The sequence below is a fragment of the Pseudoalteromonas sp. Isolate3 genome, assembly GCF_022398505.1.
Classification (GTDB): Bacteria; Pseudomonadota; Gammaproteobacteria; order Enterobacterales; family Alteromonadaceae; genus Pseudoalteromonas; species Pseudoalteromonas apostichopi.
This window is the reverse complement of the sequence record NZ_JAKEVN010000004.1, coordinates 44,239-63,122: the sequence shown is the minus strand read 5'-3', so window position 1 is coordinate 63,122 and position 18,884 is coordinate 44,239. Positions and strand designations below refer to the sequence as shown.

Below are 18,884 nucleotides of genomic sequence, written 5' to 3'. Positions count from 1 at the left end.
TTTGGTGATTAATTAGAGTAGAAATTAAAAGGTAAAGTTTAAAAATTAGATGGAGTAATTGTTGTTAATACTTAAAATGCTACTCGAGGTGACATCATCACTTTGTAGTAAAACAATTCATACAAATAACTAAATATTATTTACTAATAGCCACTGCATTGGGTATGGTGGATTTTTCTTTCATTAAATGGGACGAATTATGAAGTTATCGCCATCAGTTACGATTGAGCAAAGTGAAACCGGGCTTGAATTTATTAAAGTTGCTAGTGAGTTTTGTAGCGCAACTATTTTTCTGCAAGGTGCGCAGATCACTGAGTTCACGCCAACCGATAAAAAGCCATTATTATGGGTCTCTGAACTAGAAGATTACCAAGAAGGCAAAGGTGTGCGAGGTGGTATTCCGATTTGTTGGCCATGGTTCGGAGTAAGCCAACATGAAGGCTGGCCTGCTCATGGTGTTGCTCGCACAAGTTTGTGGCGCGCAGAAGAAGTGAAAGAGCAAGACGATTCTATTTATATCAGTTTGTCGCTGCCGATGACGCAAGTTGATGAAAAGTATTGGCCTTATAAAACTAAGTTGTTAGCTGAGTTTATATTAACCTCTAGTTTAGAACTGCGTTTAACAACCACTAACTTAGATAACCAAACTGTACAGTTTACTCAAGCACTGCACACGTATTTCCCAACACCTGCAATTGAAGAAACTAAAGTAGATGGTTTGCAAGGTGCGAAATACATTGAATTTGCTGAAGGTCCATTTGAGCAGAATGAATTAGTGTCGTTCGCTCGTGAAACAGACATGGTTTACACCGAAGCGAAAGATACTCAGCGTATCATCACACCTGATGGCATTATTGAAGTGGGACGCGAAAACTCAACATCGTGTGTGCTTTGGAATCCTTGGATTGATAAATCAAAACGCCTTTCTAATTTTGCTGATGACGAATACCACGTAATGCTGTGTTTAGAAGCGGCTAATGTCCTTGATGACAGTGTTGAACTTGCACCTGGAGCAAGCCACACACTTGCAACAAAACTACGCTGGGTATAATTTATAACATATAACAACTCAGTGTTAGCACGTAAGGCCGGCACCGCTGGCCTTTACAAGGAATTACCGTGTTTAGTAATCAACAAATAGAAACCCTTCCAAAGCATCAAACTATTCAATTCCAACCACTTGCAGATAATGCGATATGGCATGTACAACTAAATTGGTTGCTGTTTTATGTGCCTCTCATGGCTGTGATTATAGCTGTACGGCATTTTAATCCAGCCGTTAGCGAAGCTATTGCTACACCTTGGCTGCTGGTTTTGCCATTGCTGGTAATCCTATCAATGGTTTACAACCTCTACAGTATACGCGCCAAAGGAGTTGCAGTAAGAGAGCACGATATCGCTTTTAAGCGAGGTTTAATTTGGCAACAAATCACCTTATTACCTATTTCTCGCGTGCAACACACCGAAATTCATCGCGGTCCAATTGAACGAAAGTTAGGCTTGGCAACACTTAGACTCTACAGTGCCGGTGGCATGAGTGCTGATTTACATATCAGTGGTTTAACTGACGAACAATGTAATGATGTCCGACAGTTCGTGCAAAGTTATGGTGATAATACAACAACTCAAGATAATGAGCTTGCCGATGAGTAATCAACAATGGCAACGCGTGTCGCCATGGGCACTACTGTATTTTATTGTTCATTTTGCACTGCGCTTTATAAAAGATGGCTTACTTAACTTACTGCCAATTTTAGTGTTATTTGTCACGCAAGTTGAGCAAAAGCTGTTTTGGGGGCAAATAGCAGTTGCCGCAGCCTCTGTAGTTTTAGTGCTGTATGCCTTTGCTTATTACCGTAATTTTAAATACCGAATTACTGATGACAACGAAATACTGCTAAATAAAGGAGTGTTTAAAAAAGAGCGATTAACCTTAAAGTTTGCTCGAGTGCAAAACGTAAATATTGCTGAGCCTTTTTATTTTCAGCCGGTTAATTTAGTTAATTGTATTTTTGATGCAGCTGGGAGTAGTGCTCAAGAAGCTGTGATCCCGGGAGTAAAGCTTAGCTATGCCGAGCAAGTGCGCGAACAAGTCATGGCATTTAAAGCTCAGTTACAACAAGAAGATCTGCAGCCTATTGAGCAGAGTGAAGCAACAGACAAGCAGCAAAGCTTAACGATCAGCAATGGTGAAATTGCTAAATTTGGTTTGATGTCGAACATGGCAATTTTAGCATTGGCTGCACTTGCCCCATTTATGAATGTGATTTTTGAGTATCTCGAAAAAACCATTATAAATCGCCTAGAGGCCATACTGAATGAGCAAGCTGCCTTTGTTGGTAGTGCTGCTGCAATAGCCGTGTTAATTATGGTTATCACAATTGTTTTGTGTGCCATTTTACTGTCTGTTGTTATGGCTTTAGTGCGCTTTTTTAATTTTCAGCTCTATTTTCAGGATGATAAATTTAAGCGTGTAGCTGGTTTATTTGAGCGTCAGCAACTCTCGATAAGTGTTTCGAAAATTCAAAGTGTGCAAATTAAACAAAATATTATTGCTCGGCTACTTAATCGCTTTACCTTAATTTGCCCGCAAGTGAGTAGTGGCGGTATGGCCGCAGGGGTTGCCGCACATAAAAGTAAACAAACTTTAGTAATGCCGGTATTAACTAAAGAGCAAATACAAGTTGTGTGTCGTTGGTTATTTCCTTGGTTTGTTGATTTAACGGCGCTTAACTTTATTAAGCCTGAGCGGGCTTTACTTTATAAAAATACGCTTTTATATGTTATGTTGCCAACCATACTTTCAGCACTAATTCTCAATAGCTTATTTGATGCTGCTACGATGCTTTGGAGTGTTGCGGTTGGACTAACTTTGATGCTCGGTGTGTTTTTAAGTTATCAAAAAACCGGTATGGCAATGTATCAACACGACGGTCGTTTCTTCGCTGTATTTAAAACGGGCATGTTGGGTGTTCAATATCGTGTTTTTGAAATCTACAAAGCGCAAAGCGTCACAACAACTAGTACTTACTTAATGCGAAGATCGCAGCTTAAGAGCTTGTATATACAACTGGCTTCTGGTTCAGTATCAATGCCTTACTTAAAAGCTGAGTTGGCTGAGCGGTTTACTGATTTTGCGCTATATGAAATCGAAGGTGTCGAGCGTAACTGGTTCTAAATGAAAATAATTATCAATACCGTTGATTCGTATTGTTATTGAGGTATACTAACGCAACGTTAATAACTACGGTGCTCAATGATTTATTTTCTACCTATTTTAGCTATTTCAGGTGTTGTTGCCTTACTGTGTTATGCACGTTCTCAGCAAGAGTGTAAAGGCTTGTGTGTGAGTGTCGCTGTTACAGTAATAGCGTTACTTGTAACCGCAGCTTTAGTCATCGCGGGGATCGGTGCATTAAGAAGCAGCCTGATGTTTGCCGTGACTACTTTTATTATTTATCAATTGTTAGACTTGGTTCGCCCGATTAAAATCGAGTAATTTCTTACACTTTTTAACTTCAGCCTTTTAAAAAAGCATCGCATACTAATTCTTAAATTAAGCAACTTGCTAATCAAGGATTGTGATGAAAAAAGCTCTGTTATCAGTGGCGTTACTTGCCGCTGGCCATGCCTCAAGCCAAGAGACTTGGCAAACTATTCATACTGAACACTTTAACGTGCATTTTAGTACTGAGAATCAACAATGGGCACGCTCTGCTGCTACAGAGCTTGAAATTGTTCGCGATAAGGTATTAAAGCAGCAAAACCGTGCCCTTGATGAAGTGGTCGATGTGCTGGTTTTCGACCCGTTTAATGCTTCTAATGGGTTTGCTTTGCCGGTGACGAATAAGCCTTTAATGGCCTTGTTTACAACGCCTCCGCAATCTGACACCGTGATTTCTAACACCGATAGCTGGCAGCAGTTATTGATTTTGCACGAATATATTCATTTAGTGCACCTTGCTCAACCGACTCGTAGCGATTTGCGCCAAGCTATTCGCGATAGTTGGGATATTTATGATTTAATCGAAAGTGACATGCCGCGCTGGGCTGCAGAAGGATATGCAACCTTACTTGAGTCGAAAATGACAGGCCGAGGCCGTTTATACGATAATCTATCAGAGGCAATACTAGTTGAATTTGCACAGCAGGGTGCATTGCCCCGATATAGCCAGTTAAATAGTACCGAAGGGGGTTTTTTAGCTGGCTCAATGGCTTATTTAATAGGCTCTCGCTTTCTTGCTTGGCTTGAAGAGAATCATTCACCGCAAACCCTTGATGCAGTTTGGACGCGTATGCAAGCAGTTAAATCGCGTGATTTTAATGAAGCCTTCAGCGGTGTATTTGGTAATTCTCCTGAGCGTCTCTATCGTCGTTTTATTGCCGAGTATACCTATAAAGCAATGGCTAAAGAAGTAAGTGAGCAAGCACTTACAAGCAAGCTTTGGTTAGAGCTTGAATTATATGCTTCGAACCCTGTTTTAAGTTTAGATAACAGTAAGCTTGCCATCGTTGAGCGAAACAAAGATGGTGAAACGCGTTTAGTTATTTACAGTACTGGTGACAATCAACAGGCTGCCGATGATTTTGCAAAGCAGCAACAAGCGTTACTTGATGATGATCCCGTCGATATTGCTGATCAAGCCCCCAGTGTTTTTAAGCGTAAGCAAAAACACGTGCTTCACCAAATTAATAGGCAGGGTATAAAGAACCCGCAGTGGTTAGATGAAAATACACTGTTTTTCACAGCCACAACAACCGTTGCTAAAGGCTCTATTCAAGGTATTTCTGATCTATACCGCTATGATATCGACACAGGAAAAGTGAGCGCATTGACGCATCATGCAGGGCTTCGCCGCTTTAGTATCAGTGATAACGGGCAAACTGTTTATGCTGAGCAAACTAAGCATGGCTTCTCAGAGCTAGTGCGCCTTGACCTCAATACGGGTGTCGCTACGCCTTTATTTGAGAAAAGCCTAGAAACGGTTTATGACTACCCATTACTAAGCCCTAATAAAACTCAACTTGCTTATTTAAAAGCGACATTGAATGCCAATTGGCAGTTGTATATACAAGATGTGAGCTCTCAGCAATCACTCGCTGTGCCTATGCCCGCAGGCTATCAATATGTGTCACAACCTAATTGGCAAGCAGATGGCAAAGGGATTTATTTTGTCGCGGGTAAAAATAAAGCTCTCGATTTGTATCATTATGATCTTAATAGCAATTCACTACGCCAATTAACACAAGGCCAAGAAGCTGTTGCGCACCCAATGGCAATGCATAATGGTGAACTTTTGTATTTATCGATCACTGCACAAGGGCCGAATATCAAGCATTTTGCTGAGCAACCACAAGGATTAGAGGTTGTTGAATTTGCTAAAAGTGCAGCGCCACCGCGAGGACAGGTAACGAGCGAAGTATTACCTGAGGCGAAAATCTACCCGCAAAGCCCAACTGAGCCAATCAATTATGATATATGGCAGCAAAAACCAACCTTTTCGTTGGCATCTCAGTATTATTCGGCTTCATCATCGCTTCTTACCCTTGGCCTGAAAAGTAGTGATTTCTTGAAACAGCTCGATTTACAAGCCGGCTATAGTGCTGATTTACATGACAAAGCACTAGAAGGGATGTTCGCGGCCGCTAAGTATTCTGCGTTTGATTTAAAATTTAAAGCGCTGCTATTTGATTACGACCTCGAATCAGCAAAACAGTACCATTCACAAACGTCGCTGAACATAAGTAATACAGGGGCACATTTTGCCATGAGCTACCCCTTGCAGTTTCAGCAGCTCAGTATTACACCGAGTTTGAGCTATAACTACAGTGATTTTAGTAAAGGTGATGATCAATGGTTAAAGTTTGGACTTGAACAAAAATGGCAACATGACAGACAACGATATGGTTTTGCTCAGTCTGTAAGTGCCGAGTGGCTATCCGGTGATGCTGACTCGAATAATTGGCAGGGCTATAACTTTGCCACAGTATTGAGCGGTTATGCCTTTGATATTCCTGTTTATGTTAATTTTGCTCAGCAATATCGCGATGACAGTAACCTTACGCTTGGAGGATATGAGTCAAACTTAATTAATAAAGACACGCAAAGCGGCTTTGTTGTTGCCCCTGAGCTGCCGTTTATTAGCCAATTAGGTAACCGCTATAAAGGCTATGGCGGGGGTATTAGTTACAAAGATTCATTACCTTGGCTTTACTACCAACAGCATCAAGTCGATAACCGAGTTTATGCACAAAGTTACGGGCTAAAATGGCGAGGAGACTTTAGCTTTGGTATGGGGCCTGCAGGTTTGAACGATGTAAACCTTGATTTTGGCGTCGCCCGGGTAGAAGGCGACGACTTTGAAAATGATTTACGGGCTTGGCTAAGCTTCTATTACTCGTTATAGCCTAGTGTTGGTCTTTTAAGGCGAAAAGCTTGGCGTGGTATAGCGCTGGCTTTTCGTCTTTATTTTCTATCTCAATGGCTTTTTCTAGCCATTCCTTACTGCTTTGTTCATTTCCTTGCTGATAACTAATAATCGCTAACTCTATATAGGGTTCAGATAAATAAGGGGCTAATGCAATCGCGTCTTCGAGCTGTTGTTTTGCCTTGTAAAGCTTACCATTGTTACGGGCGTTAATTGCCGTTGCCAGTAACTCGAATGGATCTTGTTCAAGCATCGCTAACTGTGAATTGAGTTGCTCTGCCAAAACCTGATCATTAAGTTGCTCGGCCAGAACTGCGTAATTATGTAGTAAATTCGTATCGCTAAAGCCATACTGCATTGCTGTTTGATAAATATGTTTTGCTCCAGCTAAATCACCCGATTGGCGATGTAATACGGCAGCTAGATTATAAAGTGATGCAGCATTTGGGGTGTATTCATTGGCTTTTAATATATAGCTGTAGCTTAAATCGAATTGTTGCAAGGCCAATGCTTTTGCAGCCAAGTTGCTGTAATAACGGCTAATTAAGTCTTTTAACTCAGCTCGGCCAGAGTAAAAACTGCCGCGAGCAGGAAAGTAATCAATGACAGTACCTGGCGGCACCAAGTAATTATCGTCCTCATTTAAAGGGGCGTATACTTTGGTGCGAAAGTGCCCTGACACATACACTATGTTATTTTGTTTGCTATAAACAGGCTCACTTGAGACCGCTTGAAAGCCCGTTTGAAGTCCTGCTAGTTGAGCATATGCATGGGTCAAAATTGCCAAGCTAATACAGTTACCTTGATGACCTTGAAGAGTCTGCTGGGCATTGAGTGTGGCACTAAAGTAATTAAAATTGGTGAGCTTCTTTTCTAAATAGTGATAAAGGATTTGGTCATCTCTAAAATCACCACCTTGACGTTTGGTAAAATAATCAAGAAAACGTTTTTGCTCATCCGCAGGGAGTGTAAATAGCTCAGGGTCGCTTAGTTCAACTTGAGAAAAATGTGCGGCGTTGAGTAAGCTGCCCACACTAGGCGGTGGCGAAGGTTGTTTCGTACTCTTACATCCAACTAAAAAGGCACTCAAAACAAGTGCATATAAAACTGACTTCATGGCTTTACCCTATTGAGTACTATTTAATCAATTTACCCAGTTAACTTTGATTATTCAAGTTAGTAATTAGTGTCATCAGTTCTAAACAGCCTGTATGGATATCTTGCCAATAGACTGTTGTTTATTTTTTATTCTTAATTGCATTCTAATATTCTCTCATTACAATGCCGCACTCTTTTAAATTGCTTAAAAAACAAATATTTACCTTGATTTTATGGGCGATTTATAAACTGCTAACTTATTAACTAAATTGTAACGAGAGAGGTCTGTTTTGGCGCACTTTTTGCCGATTATTTCATGCTTTATTTTGGCGTTTAGCTTTTATCCGCTTTTAAATAAGATCCGTAAAAATCGCAGTGTGTCGGGCGTTTCGCTGTTAATGATGAGCTTTGGTGTCGCGCAAAGCTTGTATTTCATCACCTTTAACCTGTATTTCCAGCGTTTTTACATGGCCATGCCGTTTGTTGTAACAGGCATGCTAAGTGGTGTGATTCTTTATTACTTTGTTCGTTACAATGCTGCGCGAAAGCAACGTATGCAACTAGCCGGGTTATTAGCCATGTCGGTCGTGCCTTTTAGTTTGTTGCTTAACCCTCATTATGAAACAGCAACGGTGCTGAACTGGCTAACCTATGTGGGTTTAGTGATGAGCTCTATTCGTGTTATGCCGCAAACTTATAAAACCATCAAAAGCGGTAATATTAGTAATTTAAGTGCTCGTTATTTTAGTCTGCAATTTGTTGCAGGTAGCTGCGGCCTCGCTGCCGAGCTTTCAATGGCCACACCGAGCGTGTCTCACATACTGACCTTTGTAATGATTTTACTAACTAATGCCGCTCAATTAGGTTGTATTCAGTATTATAAGTCGCGCCCAGCAATGGTTTAAATTACCTAAAAAACAAAAGGCTGCCAATTGGCAGCCTTTTTTATGTTGTTTTACTTATGCTTCGAGGGCTTTACTAATTAAGCGATCGATATATTGCTTATGCGCTTTTGCTGCGGTGTCTGCACCCCATGGCACGCTCATATCAGCAATTTGATTTAACTGATAAAGCGCGGCAGCTTTGGCTAGGTTGTCGTGCTTACTCGCTTTACCTAAACCAGCAATCGCGATTAGCTGATTCACATATTCAACTTGTAGATTGTGACTTAGAGTATTTGCTTTTTTGCTATCTACAAAAATGCTTGTCGTTAAGTCATTCATAAATTGATTAAGTGAGTACTCGTTGCCATACATTGCACTGTCTGAAATTCGCAGCATTACAGCCGGGTGTAATAACTGAGCCAGTACCAGCTTTTGCATGCCTAAAATCATGCCATGTGGTTTAGGGTCTTCATTTTTACCGTAATGATTAAAACCACGACGTTGCTGTAGCAGGTAGTTATAAAGCGGTTGCATGTTAGCAAGTACATTAGGCGAGAATACTTTGTCGGCTAACACTTGCATTGCATGTTGCTGGCGCTCAAGTGGCACTGGCGTAAATGGTGCGCCATTTTTGTCATCGCCCACCACATTACGTTCTACATAAACACCACCAATTTGACGAGATACTACGCCGGCTTGTGTTCTGTAGCTTCTAAATAAAATGTTCGCGGAGGTAACAAGCTGTTGGTATGACTCACCATTAACAGTGGCTTTGTCTTTAAGCTCAGTAAACAACTTATTGATAAGATCCATGCGATCATCAGCATAAGCGGCAGGATTAGATGACATATCACCAATCATTACACGTGGGTCGATATGGCGGCCTGGGGCACGCATATCATCAGCATCATTACCAAAAGCTAAAGCATGCTCTGATGAGCGAGCGAGAATTTTTTCAAGACGCTGCTGCTCAGCGGCTTTATCAGCTAAAGCTTGGCTATAGCCATATTCAATTGCCCAATCATCATAAGGGCCTGGTTTTGTTTGGAAGATATCACCTTGCTGCATGCCAATAGGGGCGATATTTGCTGGGGCATAGTCCATAACTGACCCAGTTACGATACCTTGAGTTTTACTCTTATCGTGAACTTCTTTTTCATCCCACAAGATAGATGATTTCATATTGTGGTTAAGACCAAGGGTATGACCCACTTCGTGTAAAACAAGCTGAGTTAAACCTTGACGTAAAATCTCTTTGTCTTCAATGCTTGCACCTGTGCCTAAGCCTTTTGCAAGTAACATGTTTTCTTGAGTGCTGTGACCTAGTGAGCAATGTAATTCTGTGCTGCTTTGGCTAGTTTCAAGCGTAGCTGCACCTTGGGTATATAAGGTGTCGTACATCCAACGGTTTTTCATGAAAACATACTCTAACATGATGTCAGAGCCTAAGATTTCACCGGTTAATGGGTTCGCAAGGGCAGGACCATAACCGCCAAATGGTGGGCGTGGTGATGCAGTCCAACGTAATACGTTGTAGTTAATATCGCCTGCATCCCAATCAGCGTCATCAGGTTGTACTTTTACTTCAATGGCGTTTTTAAAGCCCGCTTTTTCAAATGAGCTATTCCACGCGAGCACTGCATCACGAATAGTGTCTCGCCACTCAACTGGCGTGGTATTTTCAATCCACCAAGTAATCGGTTTAACTGGCTCAGAAAGTGCCGCTGTTGGGTCTTTCTTTTGTAAGTCCCAGCGTTTGATTACATCTTCATAAGGTGCCCAATCAGCGGATGTCATATTGTCGAATTCGTTAGTGAAATAACCAATACGCGCGTCATCTTGGCGAGCTTGATAATCATTTTTTGGTAACGCGACAAATGAATGCTGTACTTTAATTGAAACATTACGAGGATCGCTTACGGCGTTTGAACCTCGTACTGTTGGGTTGGCATTAGAAAATACGTAATCAACCACAACATCTAGATTATTTGGATAAGGTCGTTGCTTAACAATTCGTGATTTTTTGTCATCTAATTTACCAAGTTTAAAGCGTTTGCTTGCATTTTTATCTTTTGGGTTCGACCAAGGTGACACTTTATGAAGTGCTTCACTTAAAAATAGCTTATCAACATTAAATGCGATTTTACCATCTTCTTCTTTTTCAATTTTGATACTAGCAAGTACAGCTTCGCTAATATTGGCATCAGCAGATCGTGCTAGGGCAGAGCTTTCATCAAATTTATAGCGTGGCGTTTTGCTAATAATGTCGATACGGTCAAAATACTTACGAAACTCAATGAGCTTTGTCTCGCGGTATGCCCCTCTGAAGTGACCTGCATCAGTAACACCATCGACCGTGTGAGCAAAATACACAAACGGGGTATCTAGTTGTGATTGGTCGATCACCATTAAGTTGTCGCCCGTTTTCGCATCTTGGTAAATGCTGAAAACACCAGCAAACTCGCTTTTATCTTTGATCATTTCAGCCAGCGTCTTTGGCTTTTTTTCTTCTTTTTTAGCTTCGGCTGCGTGGCCATTCATGGCAAGTGCTAGGCTTAGTGCCAGCGCAATGTTTGTTATTTTCATTGTTAACTCGTTCCTTTAATTATTTCTCAATCAAGTTTAATGAATTAACTCTTTGATAAAAGGCTATTTGTTAACAAGTGTGAAAGTATGGTTGTAAGTTTTTGATATTTCTTTTGTTTTGTTTGTAACAAATTGTTCTTAAGTCATTTTTCTGATTTATATTTTTTATTTAACCGTTTTTGTAACAGTTCCTTACAAATGTCGCATTAATGTTTCTGTCAGCTTTGGTATGATAGAGCCAGTTAAAATATTATAGGTGTAAGTTATGCGCACAAGTTTATTAAAATGGATCTTACCATTTGTTGCATTAATTGTTGGTGTTGCTGGTTTTATGGCAATCAACGCTATTGCTCAAGAGCCTAAAGACAAGGATGTAGTTGATGTGCGTCCTTTGGTGCAGGTTGAGCCAGTAGCAAGCGATGATCATCAAGTGATCATTAACAGTTACGGCGAAGTTAAACCGCTAGAAAGTACTTTGATTGCCTCGCAAGTGGCAGGTGAAGTAACGAGCTGGCATCCAAACTTTGTTGCTGGTGGTATCGTAGCTCGCGGTGAAGTGTTATTCACCATCGAAAAAGATAACTACGAAGCGGCTGTACTACAAGCTGAAGCAGCACTTGCCAGTGCTCAAGCGGCACTGATTGAAGAGCAAGCACAAGCTAAAGTAGCAGAAGATGAAGCAAGACGTTACCCAGAACGTGAGCGCACTGACTTATTCCTACGTAAACCTCAAGTGTTAAGCGCGCAAGCCGCTGTTAAATCAGCGCAAGCTGCATTAAAACGTGCCGAGCGTGACCTTGCTCGCTGCGAAGTGAAAGCACCTTATGATGCACTTGTGATTAGCCGTGAAATAGGTGTCGGTCAATACATTAATGTGGGCAGCCAAGTTGCTGAAATTAATAATATTGAAAGCGCAGAAATCATCGTACCAATCGCTGGTTTCGATAGTGTATTTTTACCAAAACGCTTAAAAGGCGTAAAAGCGACCATTATCAATAAAGGATTAAACAGCTTTACTCGTGAAGCTGAAATTGATCGTGACTTAGGTGTTGTTGATAACGCGACTCGTATGAGCAACCTAGTAGTTCGTGTTGATGACCCATATGGCTTAAAGCACGACGTGCAACCAATTAAATTTGGTGCTTACGTACAAGTTAACTTTGCTGGTGCAACATTACAAAACATCTACCGTTTACCGCAGTCTTTGGTGAACAACCAAACAGTGTGGATTGTTAACGATGAGAATAAACTTGAACCACGCAAAGTAACCGTAGTGCGTGAAGAAGGTGAGTACTTTTATATTAGTGATGGCCTTGAAGTGAATGACCAGTTGGTTCTTACTTTACCTGAGTATCCTCAAGAGGGTATGGAAGTGAAGATTGCTGGTATGAAAGAAATGACAAGCGATGCAGAAACTGCAGCGGTTGAAAAGCTTTAAGGTAGCATTATGACTGATACAAACACAGAAAAACAGTCTGGCCTTATTGCCTATTTTGCCAATAACTCGGTCGCTGCGAACTTAATGATGGTGTTTATCATCATCATGGGGATTATTAGTTATTTCACTATTCAACGCCAGATGTTCCCGAATGTTGAAATTAACTATATTGAAGTACAGGCCAATTATCCGGGTGCTTCGCCACAGGAAATTGAAGAAAGTATTCTGATCAAAATTGAAGAGTCACTAAAAGACGTTACCGAGATTAAGCGTGGTGTATATCGCTCGTTTCGAAATAGTGGCCGTGCGAGTTTAGAGATCAACACTGACGCAGAACTTACCGATGTTCTCGATAAAGTGAAACTACGTGTAGACAGTATTGCTACTTTCCCTGCGGGAATGGAGCCTGTCACCATCAGCCAGGTTGAATTTCGCCAGGACGTGATCGGTATGACGCTCGTTGGTGATATTCCGCTTACTGAGCTAAAGCCAGTTGCAAACAGAATTGAAGATGAATTACTGCAATTATCAAATGTATCACTTGTACAAAATGATGTACCACTCGATGAAATTGCGATAGAAATCGATCCTGACTCTCTGCGTCAATACAACCTTACACTGAGTGATGTGGCCAGTGCTGTGCGTCGTTACTCTGCTAATATTTCAGCAGGTCAATTACGTACTGACGCAGGTATTATCTCGGTGCGCGTTGAAAACCAATATTATAACGGTGATGAGTTCCGCCAGATCCCAGTAAAAATTGGTGCTAATGGCGCTAAAGTGCTTTTAAACGATATTGCTGTAATCAAAGACCAATTCATTGAAGGTGAGCGTTACTTTAAATTTAATGGTGAAAATGCCGTTTATTTATCAGTAAAAGCAACCAAAGAACAAAATATGATCCCGGTTGCTGATTCGGTTAAAGCGTTTATCGAACAAAAGAATAAAGAGTTACCAGCGGGTCTACGTCTAGAGCCATTAATGGACATGACCTACTACCTTAACGCACGTTTAGACATGATGAAAACCAACCTAATTCAAGGTGCTATCTTGGTTGCCATTATGTTGTCTATCTTTTTACGCTTTAAGCTAGCACTTTGGGTAATGATTGGTTTACCTGTGTGTTTCTTAGGTGCAATGATGATGATGCCATTATTTGGTATCAGTATTAATATCGTGTCGTTATTTGCCTTTATTATGGTACTCGGGATCGTGGTCGACGATGCCATAGTAATAGGAGAGAGCGCCTATACCGAAATTGAGAAAAAAGGCGGTGGTGTTGTGAACGTGGTAAATGGCGCAAAGCGTGTTGCTACCCCGGCAACATTTGGTGTTTTAACAACAATTGCCGTGTTCGCACCATTTACATTATCAAGTGGACCAGAGAGCGCATTCTTCTTCGGTATCGCGGTTGTGGTAATTTTGTGCCTAATATTTAGTTTGATTGAATCGAAACTTATTTTACCCGCTCACATTGCTCATACTAAGTTTCCACCAATTAACCCCAATAGCTGGCGAGCTCGTTTTAACAAACGTTTCTTTAGCTTTGTTAATGGTCCATATAAACGTTTTATTGAGCTTTGTGTAGAGTGGCGTTGGTTTGTTCTATTTGCATTTATCGGTTTATTGATTTTGACGTTTGGCTTAATTTCATCAAACCAAGTGCGAGTGGTGCCAACACCAAAAGTACCTCATGACTTCCCGCAAATTCGCCTAGAAATGAATGAAAATGCATCTGATATACAAACAATCAATGCTATTCGTGACATAGAAGCCATGGTGCAAAAAGTAGACCAAGAGACAGAGCGAGAATTTGGTCAAAAGCTTATTCGCGATATCTTAGTGTTCAACCAAGGTCGTACTGAAGCACAGTTACTTGCTCCGTTGGTAGACGAAGAGTTGCGTCCGTACAACGCGTTTGAATTATCTCGTCGTTGGCGTGAACAAATGCCAAGTATCCCTGGCGTGAAATCACTGCAAATTTACGATGACGTGAATGGTGGTGGTATGGATGGTGAGTTTGGTTATTTACTGTACGGCCCAGATATCGATACCTTAAATGATGCTGGTCGTCGTTTTATCCAACTATTACAACAGCAAAAAGGCTTGTTTGATATTAGTTCGACCATCGATCCGGCGAGCAAAGAAGTACAATTAAGCTTAAAACCTGTGGCATACGATCTAGGTTTAGACCTTGCCAATATTGCTAACCAAGTAGGCGCAAGCTTCTATGGTGGTGAAGCACAGCGTGTTATTCGTCGCGGCGAAGAAGTGCGTGTCATGGTTCGTTACCCTAAACTAACCCGTGAAGCGTTTGCATCATTAAAGCATGCCGTGATTACAACGCCTGCCGGCCAAGAGGTGATGCTGGGTGATGTTGTTGAACTGAACGAAAAGCCTGGTATTAGCTATATTCGCCGTGAAGGTGGCTATCGTACTGTGTATATCTACGGCAGTATCGATGAAGAAGCGATTGAACCGGGTGAAGTTGTTAAGCAAGTTGATGAGAACTTATTACCGCAGTTAAAAGAAGAATACCCATCAGTTAAAACTGAGCTAGGTGGTTCTATTGAAGAACAACAAGCGCAAGCTAACGAGCAAATCATGTTCTTCATAGGCGGTATGATTTTAGTGTATATCTTGCTTGCAGTGCCGCTTAAAAGCTATTCACAACCTCTTATTGTTATGTCGGTTATTCCATTTAGCTTAACTGGTGCTATTTGGGGCCACTTCTGGTTTGGCTTAGATATTAGCTTGATGTCAGGCTTTGGCTTGATTGCTGCAGCGGGTGTTGTAATTAATGACTCGTTAGTTATGACCGACTTTGTGAACCAAGCACGCCGCGAAGGTATTTCAACTCGCCAAGCGGTTATTGAAGCAGGTTGTGCGCGTTTTAGGGCAATCACCCTGACTTCAATTACAACCTTTGCCGGTGTCTTACCAATTATGTTCGAAACTAGTCTGCAAGCTAAATTTGTAATTCCGATGGCTGTCGCACTTGGTTTTGCGGTTATGTTTGCAACCCTAATCACTTTAGTACTAGTACCTTGTTTGTATATTGTTATGAGTGATATAGGTAATGGCTTCTTGAATATATTCCGTGCAGGCCACAGAGTAGTGACAAGAAGAAATCTAGCAAGAGATTAAAAGTCTCATCAGTTTAAAAGCCAACCAAGCGGTTGGCTTTTTTGTATCTCAGGCATTTCTAGTAACTATTTGCTATATAAGATGTTTGGTTACATTCTTTTGTTTGATTTGTGATTCGGTCACGATTATACTCAACCTTGTTTTTGGCAAACTAACTGAAAGGTTAGGACGCAAAGTTTCCGGTCTAAGGTTTTATACTATGATAGCGGGGCCGCTGATAAGCACATAATCTAGTGCTTTGGTTCACTTGCCTCAAACTAAAAGTATTTTTTGTTCGGTTGTTGGATAATACCTATTAGTTGTTCTTAGGGTGATATTTTGTTTATGCATACGTCAATGGCCTCCGGGAAGTGGTTGCCGATTGGTTGCTTGAATCATCATACCCAACTGTTTGTTGGTGATAGGGTGATTGTGACCTTTTATGACATGCAAGGAGAGCTAGTCGATTTATCATTCGAATACCCGATCAGCAGCTCCGATCAGGGTGAGCCTCATAATTGGCCACGTTCTGTTGCTGAGCATATAAACGTGCATATTCCGCTAGTAAAAGCGGGCAAAATGACTGAACAAGGTTTAGTGGTTGCGTACCGTTCAAACCAAATTTATGCCCTTGAAGGCTCGGGCATTACACATGTAAAAGTGGCGTTTAATTGTATCGCCAAGTGTGAAGAGCGAGTAAAAGATAGTCTGCAAGATTATGACTATGTTTATCCTCAAGCATGCAACGATTACAGTGCAGGAATTAAGGTTTTACAACCTAAAACAGGCCATATTTATATGTGTAAACCATGGCCATTTAGCGAGTTTTGTCGTGTTAAAGATTCACACAACCCGCTATTTGAACCAGGTGTAGGAAAAAGCTGGGCTATGGCTTGGCAGCAAGTTTCACATTAAAAGTTTCCCCCTAAATGCTATTTTAGCATTGCTTAGCCCACTCAATTTGAGTGGGCTTTTTTAATACCAACCCGCAATAATACTTAATCATTTTGAGGGATTAAACCTGCCGCTAACTGCGTTAAAAATTTCTCATTTAGAACAACTAAATAACGAAATTTTTGCCTTGTTATCAACGAGGTTTTATTGCCTCAAAATAGACTACTTAATTAAGCTGATTGGTATAATTCTGTGATAAACTGCCAGCAATTCGTTTTTTATTTTGGTTTTTTCTTGTGTCGTCAAATTCGTATTCTTTGTCTTTATTAGCGCATCCTCCTGTTGCAAAAAAACAGCCACACCAATTAACTACTCACCAACAGACGCGCACCGATAATTATTATTGGATGCGTGATGATGAGCGTGAAAATACAGATGTATTAGCGCATTTAAATGCTGAAAATGACTATTGCGATAAGCAACTAGCCGACATAAAACCACTTCGTGAGCAGTTATTCAATGAGTTAAAAGGCCGTATTGTAAAAGATGACAACACGGTACCCGTTAAAGATGGCAAATATTGGTATCACTCAGAAGTACGAGGCGATGATGAATATGCACGTCATTATCGCAGCAGTTCAATTGAAGCGCGTGATAAGCAGTTATTGTTAGATGTAAATCAATTAGCCGCTGACTACGAATTTTATGAACTAGGCGAGGTTGCAATTAGCCCTGACGAGCAGCTACTTGCCTATTCTGAAGATACTGAGGGCCGCCGTATTTATACTGTGCGTTTTAAAAATATCGCCAGTGGTGAAATGTTTAGCGATGTTCTCGAAAATACCGAAGGTCAAGTGGTGTGGGCTAATGATAATAAAACAGTTTTTTATGTGAAAAAGGACCTACAAACCCTGTTGGGTTTTCAAGTTTACCGCCATGTTTTAGGTACGCCACAAGCAAATGACGTACTTGTATACGAAGAGCAAGATAAAAGCTTCTTTATGGGACTAGGAAAAAGCCGTGATGAAAGCCTAATTATTATTGATCTTGCAACCACAGAAACAAATGATATGTGGGTGCTTGACGCTAATAACCCTGAGCGTGAATTCAGCGCATTAATGCCTCGCGAAGAAGGCCATGAATTTGATGTCGATAAACTGGGTGATACCTTCTATATTGTGACGAACTGGCAAGCGAAAAACTTTCGCTTAATGACTGCAACGCAAAGCACTATTGCCGATAAAACGCGTTGGCAAGAGCATACTCCACATCGTGAAAACGTGTTGTTAGAAGGAGTCGAGATTTTTGATAATTTTCTTATTCTTACAGAACGAGAGCTAGGTCAAACACGTTTTGTGGTGGTCAATCAGCATGCTCAGCGCTTAACGTTAGAGTTTGATGACCCTTGTTATTATGCTGCAATTGCAATGAACCCTGAGCCGAATGTGAGCTCTGCACGTATTTATTATTCAAGCTTAACAACACCGGGCTCTTTGTATGATGTTGATTTAAAAACAGGTAACAAAACCTTATTAAAACAACAGCAAGTGCTTGGGGATTTTAATCCAGAGCATTATCGCTCAGAACGTTTAATGGTTAGAGCAAGAGATGGCGAGCAAGTGCCATTGTCATTGGTTTACCGTATTGATCAATTTAATAAAGATGGTACTAACCCGCTGTTGCAATATGGCTATGGTGCCTACGGTATTACCATCGATCCTAGCTTTTCAAGTAGCTCATTAAGCTTACTAGACCGTGGCTTTGTTTATGCGATTGCCCATATTCGTGGTGGAGAAATGCTAGGTCGCCATTGGTATGAGCAAGGAAAGAAGCAACATAAGCAAAATAGCTTTAGTGACTTTATTGATGTTACTCGTGCGCTTACTGAGCAAGGCTATGCACACCCGCATAAGGTATTTGCATCGGGCGGTAGTGCTGGTGGTTTGCTAATGGGAGCTGTGGTCAACCAAGCGCCTGAGCTTTATTTAGGGATAGGTTGCCATGTGCCATTTTTAGATGTGTTAACCACTATGCTTGATGAGAGTATTCCACTTACAACGAATGAGTATGACGAGTGGGGGAATCCAAATGACCCGGCGTTTTATGATGTGATTAAAGCCTATTCGCCCTACGATAATATCGAGCCCCAGGCTTATCCTAATATTCTCGTCACCACCGGATTCCATGACTCTCAAGTACAATATTGGGAGCCAATGAAGTGGGTCGCGAAGCTGCGTGAATTTAAAACCGATGACAACATCTTGGTGTTCAAAACCGACATGGATGCAGGTCATGGTGGTGCATCGGGTCGCTTTAAAAGTCTTGAAGAAAAGGCATTAGAAATGGCATTTTTTATTGCTTTATTACCAAATTAAGACTTAGATAAATAAGTGAATAGATGCTATAAGCATAAAACTTAAGTTGTATTTC

12 protein-coding genes and 1 riboswitch are annotated in these 18,884 nt (G+C 41.0%); of the genes, 10 read left to right on the top strand and 2 right to left on the bottom strand.

Annotated features, from left to right (window positions below):
- Window positions 1-199: 199 nt before the first annotated feature.
- The 5 genes from L1D46_RS01985 to L1D46_RS01965 all read left to right on the top strand — a co-directional run bounded on the left by L1D46_RS01985 (window position 200) and on the right by L1D46_RS01965 (window position 6,407).
- Window positions 200-1,051 (top strand): D-hexose-6-phosphate mutarotase, encoded by an 852-nt coding sequence (locus L1D46_RS01985; protein ID WP_138599104.1) that lies wholly within the window; start codon window positions 200-202, stop codon window positions 1,049-1,051.
- A 68-nt stretch (window positions 1,052-1,119) separates the two neighbouring features.
- A complete protein-coding gene (locus tag L1D46_RS01980) occupies window positions 1,120-1,653 on the top strand; it encodes a PH domain-containing protein (RefSeq protein WP_130050197.1) in 534 nt (177 codons plus the stop codon).
- On the top strand, window positions 1,646-3,178 hold the full coding sequence (locus L1D46_RS01975; protein ID WP_130050198.1) for a PH domain-containing protein: 1,533 nt from the start codon (window positions 1,646-1,648) through the stop codon (window positions 3,176-3,178). The genes L1D46_RS01980 and L1D46_RS01975 overlap by 8 nt, the downstream gene beginning before the upstream one ends.
- Window positions 3,179-3,256: 78 nt before the next feature.
- Window positions 3,257-3,499, top strand: coding sequence for a hypothetical protein (locus tag L1D46_RS01970; RefSeq protein WP_239976672.1), 243 nt, complete (start codon window positions 3,257-3,259; stop codon window positions 3,497-3,499).
- 85 nt (window positions 3,500-3,584) lie between these two features.
- The gene (locus L1D46_RS01965) at window positions 3,585-6,407 is read left to right on the top strand and encodes a hypothetical protein (RefSeq protein WP_239976671.1); all 2,823 of its coding nucleotides are present in this window, start codon (window positions 3,585-3,587) and stop codon (window positions 6,405-6,407) included.
- A 1-nt stretch (window position 6,408) separates the two neighbouring features.
- On the opposite strand, the gene L1D46_RS01960 is transcribed toward L1D46_RS01965, so the two are convergent.
- On the bottom strand, window positions 6,409-7,545 hold the full coding sequence (locus L1D46_RS01960; protein WP_239976670.1) for a hypothetical protein: 1,137 nt from the start codon (window positions 7,543-7,545) through the stop codon (window positions 6,409-6,411).
- Between the two features lie 271 nt (window positions 7,546-7,816).
- On the opposite strand from L1D46_RS01960, the gene L1D46_RS01955 reads away from it, so the two are divergent.
- Window positions 7,817-8,431 carry a PQ-loop domain-containing transporter gene (locus tag L1D46_RS01955; RefSeq protein WP_239976668.1) on the top strand — a complete coding sequence of 205 codons (615 nt, stop codon included), beginning with the start codon at window positions 7,817-7,819 and terminating at the stop codon, window positions 8,429-8,431.
- A 54-nt stretch (window positions 8,432-8,485) separates the two neighbouring features.
- Here L1D46_RS01955 and L1D46_RS01950 read toward each other — a convergent pair whose 3' ends face one another.
- Window positions 8,486-10,996, bottom strand: a complete 2,511-nt coding sequence (locus tag L1D46_RS01950; RefSeq protein ID WP_239976667.1) for a zinc-dependent metalloprotease — start codon at window positions 10,994-10,996, stop codon at window positions 8,486-8,488.
- A gap of 265 nt (window positions 10,997-11,261) precedes the next feature.
- Here L1D46_RS01950 and L1D46_RS01945 point away from each other — a divergent pair, with 265 nt between their 5' ends.
- The 4 genes from L1D46_RS01945 (at window position 11,262) to L1D46_RS01930 (ending at window position 18,829) form a co-directional block, all read left to right on the top strand.
- Window positions 11,262-12,434: an efflux RND transporter periplasmic adaptor subunit gene (locus L1D46_RS01945; RefSeq protein ID WP_130050206.1), complete on the top strand. Its 1,173-nt coding sequence runs from the start codon at window positions 11,262-11,264 to the stop codon at window positions 12,432-12,434.
- Window positions 12,435-12,443: 9 nt separating this feature from the next.
- Window positions 12,444-15,581 (top strand): efflux RND transporter permease subunit, encoded by a 3,138-nt coding sequence (locus tag L1D46_RS01940; RefSeq protein ID WP_130050207.1) that lies wholly within the window; start codon window positions 12,444-12,446, stop codon window positions 15,579-15,581.
- 135 nt (window positions 15,582-15,716) lie between these two features.
- Window positions 15,717-15,800: riboswitch (cyclic di-GMP riboswitch) on the top strand.
- 105 nt (window positions 15,801-15,905) lie between these two features.
- Window positions 15,906-16,475 (top strand): chitin-binding protein, encoded by a 570-nt coding sequence (locus tag L1D46_RS01935; protein WP_167658261.1) that lies wholly within the window; start codon window positions 15,906-15,908, stop codon window positions 16,473-16,475.
- A gap of 275 nt (window positions 16,476-16,750) precedes the next feature.
- On the top strand, window positions 16,751-18,829 hold the full coding sequence (locus L1D46_RS01930; RefSeq protein ID WP_239976666.1) for a S9 family peptidase: 2,079 nt from the start codon (window positions 16,751-16,753) through the stop codon (window positions 18,827-18,829).
- Window positions 18,830-18,884 lie beyond the last annotated feature (55 nt).